This window comes from Fodinibius sp. AD559 (assembly GCF_052712805.1).
This window is the reverse complement of the sequence record NZ_JBQPVW010000002.1, coordinates 245,759-261,162: the sequence shown is the minus strand read 5'-3', so window position 1 is coordinate 261,162 and position 15,404 is coordinate 245,759. Positions and strand designations below refer to the sequence as shown.

Sequence of the window (15,404 nt, the reverse complement as noted above, 5' to 3'; positions counted from 1 at the left end):
CACCATGATTGACTATAAAGACCTTACATTTAATTTTGGTGATCGTCGCCTGGTAGGACAAGATTTTGCCCGCGAGCAAATAAAGCGCATCATCCACTCGGGACGCATTAGTCACTCCTACCTCTTTTCGGGCCCCCCGGGCATTGGCAAAACCGCTTTCGCTCTTGCTTTTGCAGAACTTATAAACGGCGTTGATCATCTAACAGATTTGGGCGATCAAGCTTTTTCGAAGAAATCATCGTGGTTTACTCACCCTGATATCCATGTATTTTTGCCGGTACCTACAGATGTATCAGTTGAAGAGTTGCGGGAACGTCTGGAGCTCCTGCGCGAAGATCCCTACGAAATTGTAGACTTTAGTCTGCGCCCATCACTGACCAACGAAGAAAGCACTAAGAACAAGCGCGCTTTTTATCCTATCGATTATTTCAGAGAAGAGGTTCGGCCTGCTGCTTATTATAAACCCAATGAAGGGCAAAAAACGGTTATCATCATGACCGGGATTGAGAGCATGAAAAAAGAAGCAGCCAACTCCTTTTTAAAACTGCTTGAGGAGCCGGCTGAAGATCTCATTTTTCTGCTTACAACCGATAATACCGAAGCACTGCTTCCCACTATCATTTCACGCTGTCAACACATTCAGCTATCACCTCTAAAAACAAAAGAGATTGAACAGGCTCTTATTGAACAAGATGGCGTAGATAAGAACGAGGCTGCGTATCTGGCACGTGTTTCGGGCGGTAACTATGCGATGACCCGCTTTTTTGATGTTGATACCCTCAAAAGTACACGCGAAGTAATTATCGATTATTTACGATACTCATATTCGCAGGATGCTGTTAATATTACGCAAGCAGCTCAAGACTGGCAGAGTCAGGAGAATCTTGAGGGGCAAATTGCTATCCTGAATGTAATGGAAGTTTTTCTCCGTGATTTGCTGGTCTACAGATCTACAGAAAAAAAAGAACTAATTACCAATGCTGACCAACTTGATGTTATTCAAAAATTCTGTGAGACAATGACCGATGCGCGACTTGAGGAAATGATCGAACAGGTTAATAAATGTAAGCCAATGGTTTATCGAAACGTACAGCCAAAACTTATTTTTACCTCGTTAGCATTTCGATTTTCAAGCCTGATGCGTGGAAATGACCCCGTCATCAACAAACAAGATTCCTGGAAACATTTACCTGCTTTCGCTGAATAATGGATACACCTAACCACGACATACCATTCACAAAAATGCAGGCGGCAGGCAACGACTTTGTCGTACTTGATAACCGTTCAAAATCATTTACCAAAGATGAGCTGATTTCGCTGGCTCCCAATATATGTGACCGCAAGTTTGGCGTAGGTTCCGACGGTATTTTAGCATTGTTCCCTCCAGAGCATAGTAATATCGACTATACAATGTTTTATCGAAATCCTGACGGCAGTGACGCCGGCATGTGCGGCAATGGGGCCCGATGCATAGCGTTGTTTGCTCACTCCTTGGGATTTGACAAACAGCACCAGTTTAATGTGCATAATAATATTTATGAGGCTGATGTTCTGGATTCCGATTCAGCTATTATTTCTTTTCCGATGGAAGCATCAGTCAATGAAAAAATTATTGGTGAAGAAACCCTATATGCTATCTATACCGGTACCGAACATGTGGTAAAAGAAGTTGCCGAAACCACACTGGAACATGAGGAACAGCTCGCCACTGAAGGAAGAAAACTTCGACACCATAAACACTTTGAGCCGAAAGGAACAAACGTTAATTTTATCTTTGGTACCGATTCAAATACACTTAAACTCCAAACATACGAGCGAGGGGTAGAAGATTTAACGCTGGCATGCGGAACCGGAGCCATCGCCTCTGCTCTTGTCTGGCATCACCTGCAAGATAGTAGTACCTCGACCCAGAAATATTCGGTTGAAACCAAAGGGGGCACATTATCGGTGCACTTTTCATTTTTGCCCGAATCAAGCAAATATACTAATATTAAACTCGAAGGCCCCGCCCATTTTGTATTTAAAGGCACTTTTTTACAGTAAACTTATCCCAATTCTACTGGCATTTATTGTTGTGGGATGTGCTATCTCAAGTCCCTCACAAAAACAACAGTCTTCGCCATCAGAAAGTCATTTGGAAGGAACATTTGTACTTGACCAACAAAAAGCCCCGCCACATGATATTCAAAGTATTCACCTCCATCCCAAAGGGCAACCGGGGCAGGCTCCGATTATGGAACTTAATACCACCCAAAAGCTTCTGCTTTCCTTTGATTATTTGGGAACGCAAAACCGACGGTTTCGAGTAACGGTAGATCATTACGATAAAAACTGGAACCGAAGCGGCATTGGACCAAATACCTATCTCGACAGCTTCTCCGCAACTACCATTCAATCGTCTAAAATCAGTTTTGTACAGCGTCCCTCCTATCACCATGTAGAATTTTCTTTCCCGAATAATGAGCTCCAGCCCGCCGTAAGTGGAAATTATCTCATCAAAGTATATTCGGCTGATGATAATAGCCTGCTATTTTCTATGCCATTTTTTGTGACCGAAAACGAGGGACAAATAGAAACAACGGTAGATCGACTTTTTGCCCAGCGCAACGATGGTCGTCCCCTTGATCAGCTTTTTAGCACCTATAGTTATCCTGATTTTGTAGCATATCCTCAATTTGATTTATCCATGTCATTTGTTCCAAACCAGTTCTGGGGACGAACAAAACAAGTCGAATTTCTCGATACCATCACGCCAGGTCAGCTACGAGGCTATATTGAACGCGATAATGCTTTTGTTGGAAATTACGAATTCAAGCACCTGGATCTTCAAAACTTTGACGTTAATGCACAACAGATTCTGGAACATCAACCCGGTGTTACGCCGCCCAGAGTTATTTTACGCAGGGATGTTCAAAACCTGGATACCACTCCAAATCGGTCCAAAGCAGCTGTCAACAAGGGTGTTCCTGATGATGATCGCAATAGTAACTATGCGCAAGTGGAATTCAGACTGCAAGCAGATGACAGTATTTCGCCCTCATCGGAAATTTATATCGTGGGCCACTTCAACAATTGGATGATCAATGACCTCAACAGGATGAGGTTTGATTCCGAAAAACAGATGTGGACGGGACGAGCGTTAATTAAACAAGGGATCTATGCTTACAAATACGTAATTGTAAAAAACAATCAGGTGGATGATCTTGCCTTGGATCAGGGATTTTTATCGGCTCAGCAGGAGTATTTAACCTTCATCTATTTTAAGGATCCCGACCAAAACTTTGATCGGCTGCTAAAAACAGATCGGGTTATAAAACGATAAATCCCTGAATCACAAAAACTATTCTTAACACATGGTTGATGTAGCCTAAAAAAGAAACTAAAGTTAGCCTGATGGGTAACCCATCAGGCTGATGAGCTTGCTTAAAAGTCTACGCCAATCGTAATATAGTGAATCGGATCATTTCCAAAGCCATCACGATAATATGGCCAACCTACATCGTAACGGAGCGGAAATCCAAAGACGATAGTACGCAGACCAAATCCGGCCCCCATCAAGATATCACCATCATTAACCGGTACATTAAACGTACCGTTACCGGTATCAATTTGACGCTGGGATCTTTTACTGACTCTAAAGTCAAGGTCTTCATCATTCAAAACCGCTTCTTGCCTGGCAGGCTGTGGATTAGTAGGTAAAGTTTGCTGATAATACTCAAACACAACATCCTGTCCCCAAGCCATACCAGCATCAAAGAAAGCAACGCCGTTTAAGTTATAAAGCGGCAATATCGGTATTGGTCCGGGTAAAATAGCGGCAAATAGCGGAAACCTAAACTCCGCATTAGCCAAGGTAAATCTATCTCCATAGATAGCATTATACGGATGCCCCCTGAGTGGAAGTGCAGGTTGGGTAAAAAATGTATCTCCCAACCGATCTGTTGGAATACTACGCCCCGAGTATTTGGCGTTTATCCATCCCAGCATACCGCCCATAAAGAATGTCTGTGAATCTCTTCCAAACGAAGCTGCTCCCGAACCACGCAGAGCTATGGAGTAGCCTGACCCTAAATTAAAGTACTTTCGATAATCACCGATTACAGATGCAAATTGCAGGGTTTCATTTGTAATGGGCGGACTACCTGTAACACTTAAAGCGTAACGAGATCCTCCTATAGGAGTCGTATATCCGGGTAGCGTTTTATCGCTGGTGTAAATGATTTGGGGATATGCAAAAGCCGCCGTCTCATTTTGGCTGGTATCTGCATAAGCAATACTATAGTCCTGTGCTATTCCAATACCCGACAGGCCCACGTCAATACGACGAAATTTATCGAACGGGTACCGCATATTTATACCACCGCCATATGATCTGAATCGGTAAAGTTGACCAGAAAAATCCTGGAAGTTGCTGGCGTTGTGGAAGAACGTAAATTGCCAATCAGCCCTGTTTTCCAAGTAGGCATATTGCAAAAAGTACGTACTATTACGTAAGTCCAAATTTAGATTCGTGCCAAACGAGATCTGATGGTTCCCCAGCAGATCACTAAACTGAATCTGAGTTATACCATACGTTCCGTAAGCCGTAGAAAAGTTACCACCTGCATAAATAATATCTGTGCTAAAACGCAATCGATATTCTCGGGGAATATATCGCCCATCATCGGTTTGATTACCTTCAAGATTAAATTTCGCCTCATCCATATATTCAGCAACAAAAGCTGTGTCTTCTTCTATCGAAGAATCAAACACGTAATTCCGAAAATCAAAACTATCTGTTTCTTCTTGTTCCTCTTCGGTAGTAGCCTGTGTGGTAGTATCTGGCGGGGTAGCACTGGTATCTACATACGCCCCTTTTGGTTCAAGATCAATTTTAGAAGCAACAGCTTCAGTCAAACTGGTTGAATCCACAGGTTGGGTCGTCAACATTTTGCGTACGTATTTAGTAGCTGGCACGCGTTCACCAATAGGTTCTTCAGCTCTTCTTTTGGCCCACTCATTGGGTTCCAGCGGCTGATCCTTAACCCGCGTTAGTGGCGACTGAACCATAAATATATCCAGATTACCATCATTTATAGAGTTTACAGCCAGTCGGCTGGCATCAGCACTGATCGATATCTGCATAACGCCGGTCTGCAAATCGGTAACCGGTGAAGAGGTACGATCCTTAAGATCCATCAAATAAATGTTCGGGATACCATTTTCATCGGAGATGTAAAAAAGCTTACCATCTCTGCTTGTTGCCGGTTGTTTTTCATTCCAATTGGGAGTCTTTGTAAGTCGTTGTGCTGTTGAAGAACCAATCTTTACAGAATAAATATCAGAAGTATATAGATCTTCATCCATCAACAAGCGAGAAGTATTCTGCACATTATTCAAACGGACCTGATTGCCTCGATGCGAAACAAAATAGATCGTTTCAGAATCGTCGGCCCAGGCAGGCTCATAATCCGAAAACACATCATTGGTTACATTGCTAAACTCCTGCGTTTGCAAGTTGTACACATAAATATCCTGATTGGGGCCGATATTACCATCAAAAGCAATTTTATTGCCATCCGGAGACCAGGCAACTGAACCGATAGCATCTATCTTAGGAAACTGAACCATCCTGACCTTGCCGGTTTCATAATCGACAATGGCCAAGTTGTCGGATCCTTTGGACTTACTGGACAATGCGATTTTTTGACCATCCGGCGACCACGTCAGATTTGGGTTAAGAATATTAAGTTCTTCAAAGTTAACATTATCCTCCCCTTTTATGAGCGTCTTAATTTTATCTCCGGTAATAGCACTGATCACTACAACATCAAAATAGCCCCGCTCATTAGTAATCATCGCTATTTTATCACCTTGAGGTGAAACAGCAGGACTGGTATCATAACTTTGTGATCTATCACGCTCAGTTAACAACTCCGCAAATGAGTTAATATCTTCGCGATTGGCAACTTCCGGCAGATACCGTTTTCGGTAAAAGTCCTGCCAACGCTCCGACAGCTCTTCCAAACTTAATCCCAGCGTTCTGTTTATCGTCACTTCCAGATTCCGCTGATTATGCAGGGTCTGCATAATTTCGGTAATTTTTGGGCGACCATATTCCTCGGCGATATAGTTCCAAACCGACTGTCCTCCACGATAGGCAAAATACCCACCAAGCCGGCGGATAGGAGGAAGATAATTATTAATTGTAGCATCACGTATCCACATATCAGTATTTGTATCCCAACCAAGAGAGGTATACTCAGCCATTCCCTCGTTATACCACAGCGGAATTTGAAGGGCATTTCCACTCAACCGAGATTGCACATTGCCCCCATAGAACATATCGTTGATAACAGCATGTTCAAGCTCGTGGTGCAGCGTACTCCTAAATTTAGAATAATCACCGGTAAATGGCATTGTGATCCGGTTTTTATACGCATCTGTTACACCGCCAATTCCTTCAGTATCTACCGGCAATGGCACTACATTAGTCTGAGAAAAATCGTTATGAGAATCATATATAATTACCTGGATACGATCGGCAATTTCATGATCAAAATCCTCACTCAACTGCCTGTAGGCCGACTCCAGAGAGTAGACCGTAAAATTAGCCAGATCATAATTCTTTGTCTGATAATAGTACACATCGAAATGCTCTGACTGTATATACCGCCAATTGAAGTCGTTGTACTGTACCCTGTTCTTTCCAAACGAAAAGTATTGGGCCTGCGCCTCTTGTACCATCCCACCAACAAAAGCGGTAAGGAAAAGGACTACCAAAAATTGCCGAAGAAGTTGAGATAATTTCATATGTGGATACGCATTTTAATTAGCTGCCGTCATCTACCAGTTTTAGATCTATTTGTCGTGCTTTTATATCTGTTCTAACGACTTTAACACGAATTTCTTTTCCTAATTGATATTTTTTACCGTGATTTCTACCAATCAGGCAATGCTGCTTTTCATCATATTCATAATAATCATCATCAAGATCACTAACACGTACCATCCCTTCACAGTGGATGTCTTTTAAATCGACAAAAATACCACCGTCCATAACACCGCTAATAACGCCGTCAAAGTCTTCTCCCAAGTGTTCACTCAGGTATTCGACCTGCTTCAACTTAACAGAATCACGTTCAGCCTCAATAGCAGACCGTTCTCTTTCACTACAATGCGATCCCAGCTGTTTAAGTTCATTGTATGAATAACTGGGCTTTCCAGCTAAATAGCTTTTCAATAAGCGATGCACCAGCACATCGGGATAACGCCGAATAGGACTGGTAAAGTGTGCGTAATTTTCAAAGCCCAATCCAAAGTGACCAATATTATCGGGACTGTATTCTGCTTTCGACATTGCACGTAGCATTAAGTCATTAATTGTCAGTTCCAGCGAAGTATCCTCAATCTGATCCAATAAGACATTAATAGCTTTAGAACTCACCGTCGGGCTGTCAATATGGAAGTTGATCCCTATCGGCTTCACATTTTCCTCAATATTCTTGAGCTTATCAAGATCCGGCTGATCGTGGATGCGATATAAAAACGGATACAGGTCCTTTGACTCCTCTTTATTGGATTGTTTTCGCAGATCATCTATATACTTGGCAACCGTGCGATTGGCCATTAGCATACACTCCTCAATAAGCCGGTGAGCAAACAATCGTTCTTTAAGTTTTACATCAATAGGCTTACCGTTTTCATCCAGTACAAATTTAGGTTCGGGCGTTTCAAAATTAATGCTGCCCTCTCGAAATCGTTTATCCAAAAGAACCTGTGCTAAATTAGCAGCAGTACGGATTTCATTTGCATACTCACTGTCTTTTCCATCAATAATTTCCTGGGCCTGTTCGTAGGTCAAACGTTTATTGGAATGAATGACCGTTTCTTCAATAGAATAATCTACTCGCTTTCCATTAGGAGTAATTTCCATAAAACAGCTGAAAGCCAGTTTATCTTCCCGCGGATTCAAACTACAGACATCATTACTCAGAACTTCCGGCAGCATGGGGATTACGCGATCCACCAAGTATACACTGGTAGCACGATGTTCGGCCTCATCGTCGAGCACTGTATTTCGCGGCATATAATGAGTTACATCAGCAATGTGTACGCCCAGGTAGTAATTGCCGTTATCAAGCTTTTTAATACTCAAGCCGTCATCAAAATCTTTAGCCGTATCGGGATCAATCGTAAGCACAACCTCATCACGCATATCACGGCGACGCTCGATTTCCTTCTCGGTGATTTCCCGATTGATATCTGCGGCATATTCTTCAACTTCCTCGGGGAATCCTGCCTTAATTTGATTTTCTGCTAATATCGAAAGTACGTTAGCATCATTTGTTCCTTCTTTGCCAAGGACTTCCACAATTTTCGCTTCCGGGAGTGACTTAGGATGCACCCAGTCTACCAGCTCAAAAACCACTTTTTCACCGGGTTGGGCTTCACCAACGTTATTGGGTAGCACAAAGAAATCGGTATGAGCCGATTTTTCATCAGGCTCTATAATATAATTCTGCTTCCCTTGCTTTTTGAGTATCCCAACAAATATACTTCGCCCGCGCTCTACAATCTCAACAACTTTTCCTTCCTGGCGACTTTTTCTACCCTTTTTTCCTGATAGCTTTACTTTAACGGTGTCATCCTGCAGAGCCGTACCAAGATGTTTCGATGATACTCGGATATCTTCCTCAAATCCTTCAGCAATCAGGTAGCCTGTACCACGCCGGCTGATATCCATTTTGCCAATTACGGTATTTCGGTCTTTCTTACCACTATCGCTGTCACTGCCATTGGGAGAAAGCTGTACTGCTCCGCCCTTACGCTTTACTATTAAATTGCGGTCGTATAAACTGTTAATAGCATCTTTAAGATGCTGATTATCTTTCTTACCATCGACTCTTAAAATATTCTGCAAAACATCGAATGGCAGGTGTGCCTCCGGATTATTTTTCAAAATATTGAGAATAATATCTTCAAACGTTTCTTTCTTACTTTTCTTCATTTAATTATTAATTATTAGAATAAAACTTTTTAAAATTTTCTTACTTCCTTCTTTTTCCAAACTGACTTCATTCAAGCAACACAAATTCACTATTCATTGTTTGCAGAATCTTCATTCATCCCAAAAATCCCTTTGATTCGATTTATTAATTTATTCCAGGTATTAAACTGTACCTGCGATTCAATCCCTAATCCATCCACATACGGGGTTACATCACCAACTTGCGAACTTGCCTGCACATTACTCAATGCTTGATCTTGCCGGTGAAATGCTGTCAACGACAATCCTTTTCTAATCCGATATGTAGCATTTAAATCACCAATACGATCACCCGGCGTACTTTGTGGCCCGCCTCCGGTTATTTGCCCTTCACGTCGAAAGATCAAACGATCATTATACAATCGCAAAGCGATACCTAAATCCACTTCATTATAAGCATTCAAGTTAAAATCAATATCCAGACGGCTTACATCACTATTTAGTAACGTATTTATTTGATTCGACAGTAGCGAACTTACCTGATTAGACAAAAATGGATTTACATACGTAGATCCACGCGTCAGATTCTGGCTTAGCATTGCCGTGCCCGTCCCTACACCTTGTGTCGGGATAAATTGCCCCGTAAAAAGTATACTGGTGGCTTGCAGCAACTTTTGCTGCTCGTCTCGATTAATTTGGTTAAGTGTATACTGCAAAGTTGAATTTGAGGAAAGCTCCATTGTAGAAGGAAGCCTAAAATAGTAATTATTTTCAACACTATTAAGTGTTCCGTTAATTTCTACAATAAGATCCACCGGTACCTGTTGGCCCCCATTTTGACCGTTCAGATCATCCTCGTTTAGCAATGTTGAGACATTGGGTCGAGCATTATAAACCGCACTAATATCCAAACGGGCATTATCGGGCGGTCCTTCCCATACAATAGTACCACCGGGCTCCAATTGGAGACGCCGACTGATAATCTCTCCGGTTACAAACTGATAGTTCCCGCCATTTATGTTGTATTGTCCAAACATCTGTACGTCCTGATCCTGCATCGTGATACGGAGCTGTCCGGTCCCCTGTGCGGTAAGCACTTCTCCGGTAACGGGATCAAAGATAAGATTAACACTTAGATTTTCCGATGCGTTAAAGCGCAGATCCAGATCAAAACGCTCAGTGAAAGTCATCTCTTCAAGGGCTTGCTCCAATGCTTCCTCTGCTCTTTCAGATTCTCGTACTGTACGTTTAACAGGAGACTCTGCCTTTTTATATACCTCATCAAAAGAATCTACAAACCGGATAAACTTTCCGCTCTCCTGCAGCTCTGTCTCTTCAAGAAGCGGAATAGAAACTTCAGAATCGCTGGTGATCTCTACGGGGCCTTCCGTCCGCATATACATATCAGTATTGGATCCTGAAAGCCTTACAAGCCCCGTACCTGATACATTGCCATAAAATGGTACATCGGGATCCATTTTGTTATTAAGAAATTGCAAACGGTTCATATTCAGTGCTAAATCGAGATAGGTAATAGGATCAAAATCATTAAGATCCACCGTCCCCCAGATCGTGCCCGTTCCCCCTTTGGTATCCATCACATTCAGCGAGTCAAGCACCACACCTTCATCCTTATTAAATTGTACCGGACCGCTTAAAAAATAGTTGGTATTCATAAACTCTGGGCGGGCAAATACGTTTTCAATTTCAAATTGGGACTGAAAATCGTAATCCTCTAAATTACCGGTAATATGGCCCGTTCCCGAAGCCTGGCCCTCGACCTCGGCGAAGACATTGTCAGCTATTACCGCTAAGAACCACAGATCAATCTGATCAAAATCCGCATTAAAATGGTAAACTGTATCCTGTCGGGCCGTTGGGTCGGGCGTTACAACATATCCATCCAATCGAATATCTTGACCTATCCCATCATTTGATGCAAGATAATCCTCGTATTTTGTACTGTCAGTTAAAATATCAATTCGGGTATCAAACCGCTGCTTATCGGGATTATATTTACTATTAAAACGTACATCCCCAACTATACGGTTATTCATTCGAAACCGATTTATATTTAAATCTCCCTGTATAGTAGGTTGATGTGTAAACGACTTTGTGACCAAGCTACCGTTCAATACGCCAGCAAAGTCCACTTTTCCTTTAATCAGATTAGAAATTCGCTTCAAGTTTATATCGTGCAACGTATATGTCAATGAATCACTACGATTGGAACTTAACGTGCCCTGCAATCTGAAATATTCATTTTTATTCTGAAAGCTAAAATCATCAAAATCTATTTCTCCACTTCGAAAATATTGTAATTTGGGATTCCGTTCGTTGATCCATGCATACTGATTATTGCCTACAAAAAAATCTTCTACCGATACGGTAATAACCGAATCAGTAATATTTGATTGAAGAGTCATATCAAATTGCGCATCGTCGGATATAGCCCCTACATGCTGAGTAAAATAAATGGAATCTTGTTTTACAGACAGATCAAAAACTGTTGAATCTAAATCGACCGATTCCGTTTCCATTTTTGAGATATTGGCTTCCCAATCAACCGATGAAAACTCGCTGAACGTACGATCGCTTCTGAAACTGGCGGTAAATTGAGTATTGGTGTTCTGAAAATTAAAATTATTGTAAGAGAGAGTATCCGATACCATCTCCGCCGATAAAAGCAGTCGCCTTCCATCTGTATTTACATTAAAAGTAACATCTGATTCCGAATAAAGAGCAGGGAATTGAGGAAAATATTTTTTAAGTAATCCCAAATCCTTTGTCCGCAAACTCCCATCCACAACCACGTTCTTATCTTGTGGGGAGCCATTTAAAGAGTCAGCAAGGATCGGTTGGGTCATCCCTATTTCGGAGTCAAACCTGTTTTTAAGATATGAGCCCCAAAACCTTGTCTGTGAAATCACGTCAGCCGGTGTAACCTCACCGCTTATATTCAGATCAAGCAGGGAACTGGTAAGTCGGAACTTCCGCGTTGACGCATCCGGCGAATTTAAATCCATATAAAGCTGATGGGCGCGTACCGTATCGTCATTCATAACTGATGGGGCTACATCAAGGTTTGCTTTGCCCTGAATGTGGTTGGGTTCAAATCCCTGAACCTCCACACTATAATCAAAATTAAGCGCGGTCTGTGCCACCTTATTTTCGGTAAAAAAATTAGCCAGGTTTACATTTTGGCCATTTCCTCTTATGGCTAACGTTCGATCCTCATCATTGAAGTTTATTGATGAAGACCCCTGTAGCAACTGATCATTATTGTGATACTCATATTCTTGATTCCAAACTTTGTTGTCCAGGTTTGAGGATAGAGCTAACCGCTCAAATTGATGGCGACCTACTCTGCTATTTGTAAATGTTACACTCAGATCAGATACTGCTTTATCCAGGTTAAACCTTTTTCCTTCCAGCCGGGCATCAAAATTAAGAGCAGTAGTATCAACGCGCTCTGCAAAGAAAGGGGCTATATCCAGTTCTTTTCCAACTAAAGTTCCCTTGTAACTAAAAGGCTCAACAAGCTGTGTCTCACCCTCAATTTCAAGCGTTCCAAGTGTACTCGATACAGAAAAATCACCCTTAATATTTTGCAAACTACCGTTGGCCTGACCAGAAATGGCCAGACTTTGGAGCTCTTCGTTATTGGGAATAGCCAGCGAATCTAACAACTGGGCAAGATCTTCATTTCGCAGGTTCAATCCTTCGAAACGAAGTTCATATGATAACTTTTGCCGATCAATTACATTTTTAATAATTCCATTCAATTTCACGTAACTTTCGCCGATTCCCAGCTCGGCACGATCTATCCAAAGGGAATCAGCAGACCCCTCTGTCCTAAAATCCAAGCTTAGTGGTTTTTCGAGATCCGGTGTGTTAGCCACAAGATCTGAGATATCTTTTAGATCGATTTTCTCAGAACGCACATCCAGATCATAGCGAGCTGCTTTAAGCTGTTTAGTAACATTGGGCTCTAAGAGATTTACACCATCGACCTCACCATTAAAAACAAATCGTGAACTGCCCAACGTTAAATAAAAAGAATTAAACTCCAGGAACCGGTGATCATTGTAGAGCTGTCCTGATGCAGAAATACGTTCGACCTGCAAGTTGTCAGACTCGGCAAAAAATGATTCGATATCCAAATACCGTTGCATTTCGCTCCAATCCACAAAAAGCGAGGCATTAATATTGGTCAGCGAAAATGAAGACGGAAGGTTCCCAATTTGATGCCTGTCCGCTTCAGTTTCCAGATAAACGTAACCACTTTCGATACTCACATTGGGAGCAATAATTTCAATTCTACTCAACCAGGGATCTCCATCTGAGCGCTGGCGCTTTTTAGCTTCCGACCTGTGTTCAAGCAATACCAGTCTGCCGTTTTTATCTGATCGGAGATTAACTTCGGGAGACTGCAAAGAAAAGCCAACAATCGTCAGCTTATTTTGAAGCAACTCCCAAACATCAATTTCGCTGTCAACTTGCTTAACCGATACTAATGTATCAGCCTCGGACTCGTCACTGCGCAGCAAAGTAACATCGTACAAACTCATTTGGAAAGGCAGAAAACCATCGACATCCCCAATATTGAGTTCTGCTTTATATGTTTGTTCCACCTGCTGCTCTATCCGGTCCGCCAGATAGTTTTTTGTTACATCAAGCTGTAAAATACCAATGATAATACCCGAAAGGACAACAGCTGTAAGCAATAGTACAAAGACTATTCTCCAGAAGTATTTCCAGCTTTTATATAACCAGCGATAAAACACGTATGCTCAACATTTATGTATTAAATTTATCCAAGGTGTAGCTCCAACTTTTTCGGAGTAACGAATAATCTTCACAGCTATAAAGATACGGCGATCCCCATTTATTCAACAACACTAAACGAATAGTATTATCTTTTACTTTTTTATCGGTTTTCATCGCTTCTAAAAGTTCTTCGGTATTTGCCGTCAACGACGACATCTGTTTTTTATACAACGATAGAAAAGGAGAAAAACGTACATCGCTTACGAGATGTCCCAGCTCTTGCGAAAAATGACAGGCCGCAATCATTCCTGCGAAAACAGCCTCTCCATGAGTAATTTCTCCATAGCCCGAGACCTTCTCAAGGGCGTGACCAAAAGTATGTCCGAAATTTAAATATGCTCGCTTACCCGCCTCAAGAGTGTCTTCCTGCACAATATCAGCTTTAATTCGGGCACTTTCCTCAACAACCCCAACCCAGCGCTTCTTTGGCGTTAAGGGCTGATGAATCAGCTCTTCTATCACTTCAAACAGCTGGGGGTTTCGGATAGCAGCATATTTTAATATTTCTGCCATCCCCGTAACCCACTCCTTTTGTTCGAGCGTCTGCAGAAATGCGATATCCGAAAACACGGCATCAGGCTGATAAAAACTGCCAATAAGGTTTTTACCTGTAGCATGATTAACGCCCGTTTTGCCACCAATCGAACTATCCACCATCGCCAACAGCGTGGTTGGCATATGAATAAGCGGTACGCCCCGCAACACCGTTGCAGCAACAAATCCTGCAAGATCACCAGTAACTCCACCTCCTACAGCTAATATTGGCGTCGATCGCTCTATCCCTATTTCTAATACCTTATTTATGATATTGTTCCATTTCCTGACTGACTTTGAAGTTTCCCCTTCAGGAATTTCAATAATGTGAGTATTCTCAAAATCGCTGACCAGCTTTGCTACCTTTTCCCCATGCAATCGGTTAACGTTTTCATCGATTAGAACAAAAATGCTATTCTGACTGTAGTGGGCCTCACAATACGCTTTAAAGGATTGAGCCAATTGCTGGCCAATAAAAATTTGATACTCTTGATCCAGCGAAATGTCAACATTAATAATATTCGACATGGTTTCTAATCTTTTTTAATAATGTTTCTACAATTTCCTCAACGTTTTTCCTTCCGTCATTTTTAACTTGTATCGCCGCTTGCTTATATAATGGTAAACGTTTTTCATACAAAGCCGTTAATTCATTTTTTAGCTGTTTTTCACTCTTGAGATTTCCCTGCTCATCCCAAAGTAGCGGCCGGTTTTTGTCCTGTGATATGCGATCTAAGATAACAGAAATCGGCGTTTCTATAAATATAAGCAATCCATTTAATTTAACGTGGTCAACCATATGCTGATTTTGCAAGCTGCCCCCGCCAAGTGACACCACCCCGTTGAACTTTCTGATCACTTCCAACAGCGCACGTCGCTCAGCAACCCGAAAAGCTGATTCGCCGGATTCCTCAAAAATTTTGGGAATCGATTGTCCTGTTTCCAATTCGATCTTATCATCCAGATCTAAAAACGATAATTCCAACTTCTTGGCTAATTTCTTGCCTATTACCGATTTCCCGGCGCCCATAAATCCGCATAAAAAAATACGTTCAGGTAAATTCGAAATCAT

Annotated in this window: 8 protein-coding genes; 3 read left to right on the top strand and 5 right to left on the bottom strand. The window is 41.8% G+C overall.

The window, feature by feature from the left end; translation table 11 throughout:
• Positions 1-4 precede the first annotated feature (4 nt).
• Genes ACQ4LT_RS04200 through ACQ4LT_RS04190 form a run of 3 tightly spaced genes read left to right on the top strand, consistent with a single transcriptional unit; the run spans position 5 to position 3,322 of the window.
• Positions 5-1,207, top strand: a complete 1,203-nt coding sequence (locus ACQ4LT_RS04200) for a DNA polymerase III subunit (RefSeq protein ID WP_445664766.1) — start codon at positions 5-7, stop codon at positions 1,205-1,207.
• Entirely contained in the window at positions 1,207-2,043 is an 837-nt protein-coding gene (dapF, locus tag ACQ4LT_RS04195) for a diaminopimelate epimerase (protein ID WP_445664765.1), read from the top strand. The genes ACQ4LT_RS04200 and dapF overlap by 1 nt, the downstream gene beginning before the upstream one ends.
• Positions 2,015-3,322 carry a type IX secretion system plug protein gene (locus ACQ4LT_RS04190; protein WP_445664764.1) on the top strand — a complete coding sequence of 436 codons (1,308 nt, stop codon included), beginning with the start codon at positions 2,015-2,017 and terminating at the stop codon, positions 3,320-3,322. Before dapF ends, ACQ4LT_RS04190 begins: the two co-directional genes overlap by 29 nt.
• A 101-nt stretch (positions 3,323-3,423) precedes the next feature.
• Here the strand turns inward: ACQ4LT_RS04190 and ACQ4LT_RS04185 are convergent, their stop codons facing one another.
• The 5 genes from ACQ4LT_RS04185 to ACQ4LT_RS04165 all read right to left on the bottom strand — a co-directional run bounded on the left by ACQ4LT_RS04185 (position 3,424) and on the right by ACQ4LT_RS04165 (position 15,404).
• On the bottom strand, positions 3,424-6,792 hold the full coding sequence (locus ACQ4LT_RS04185) for a peptidase MA family metallohydrolase (protein ID WP_445664763.1): 3,369 nt from the start codon (positions 6,790-6,792) through the stop codon (positions 3,424-3,426).
• Between the two features lie 19 nt (positions 6,793-6,811).
• Positions 6,812-8,989 (bottom strand): ribonuclease R, encoded by a 2,178-nt coding sequence (rnr, locus tag ACQ4LT_RS04180; protein WP_445664762.1) that lies wholly within the window; start codon positions 8,987-8,989, stop codon positions 6,812-6,814.
• Between the two features lie 89 nt (positions 8,990-9,078).
• Positions 9,079-13,755: an AsmA family protein gene (locus tag ACQ4LT_RS04175; protein WP_445664761.1), complete on the bottom strand. Its 4,677-nt coding sequence runs from the start codon at positions 13,753-13,755 to the stop codon at positions 9,079-9,081.
• 13 nt (positions 13,756-13,768) lie between these two features.
• Positions 13,769-14,860, bottom strand: coding sequence for a 3-dehydroquinate synthase (gene aroB, locus ACQ4LT_RS04170; protein WP_445664760.1), 1,092 nt, complete (start codon positions 14,858-14,860; stop codon positions 13,769-13,771).
• Positions 14,844-15,404, bottom strand: coding sequence for a shikimate kinase (locus ACQ4LT_RS04165; RefSeq protein WP_445664759.1), 561 nt, complete (start codon positions 15,402-15,404; stop codon positions 14,844-14,846). Before ACQ4LT_RS04165 ends, aroB begins: the two co-directional genes overlap by 17 nt.

Bases quoted from the DNA above. Each gene is read 5' to 3' on its own strand.
- aroB (WP_445664760.1), bottom strand. From the start codon at position 14,860: ATGTCGAATATTATTAATGTTGACATTTCGCTGGATCAAGAGTATCAA.
- dapF (WP_445664765.1), top strand. From the start codon at position 1,207: ATGGATACACCTAACCACGACATACCATTCACAAAAATGCAGGCGGCA.
- rnr (WP_445664762.1), bottom strand. From the start codon at position 8,989: ATGAAGAAAAGTAAGAAAGAAACGTTTGAAGATATTATTCTCAATATT.
- ACQ4LT_RS04185 (WP_445664763.1), bottom strand. From the start codon at position 6,792: ATGAAATTATCTCAACTTCTTCGGCAATTTTTGGTAGTCCTTTTCCTT.
- ACQ4LT_RS04165 (WP_445664759.1), bottom strand. From the start codon at position 15,404: ATGATTTCGAATTTACCTGAACGTATTTTTTTATGCGGATTTATGGGC.
- ACQ4LT_RS04200 (WP_445664766.1), top strand. From the start codon at position 5: ATGATTGACTATAAAGACCTTACATTTAATTTTGGTGATCGTCGCCTG.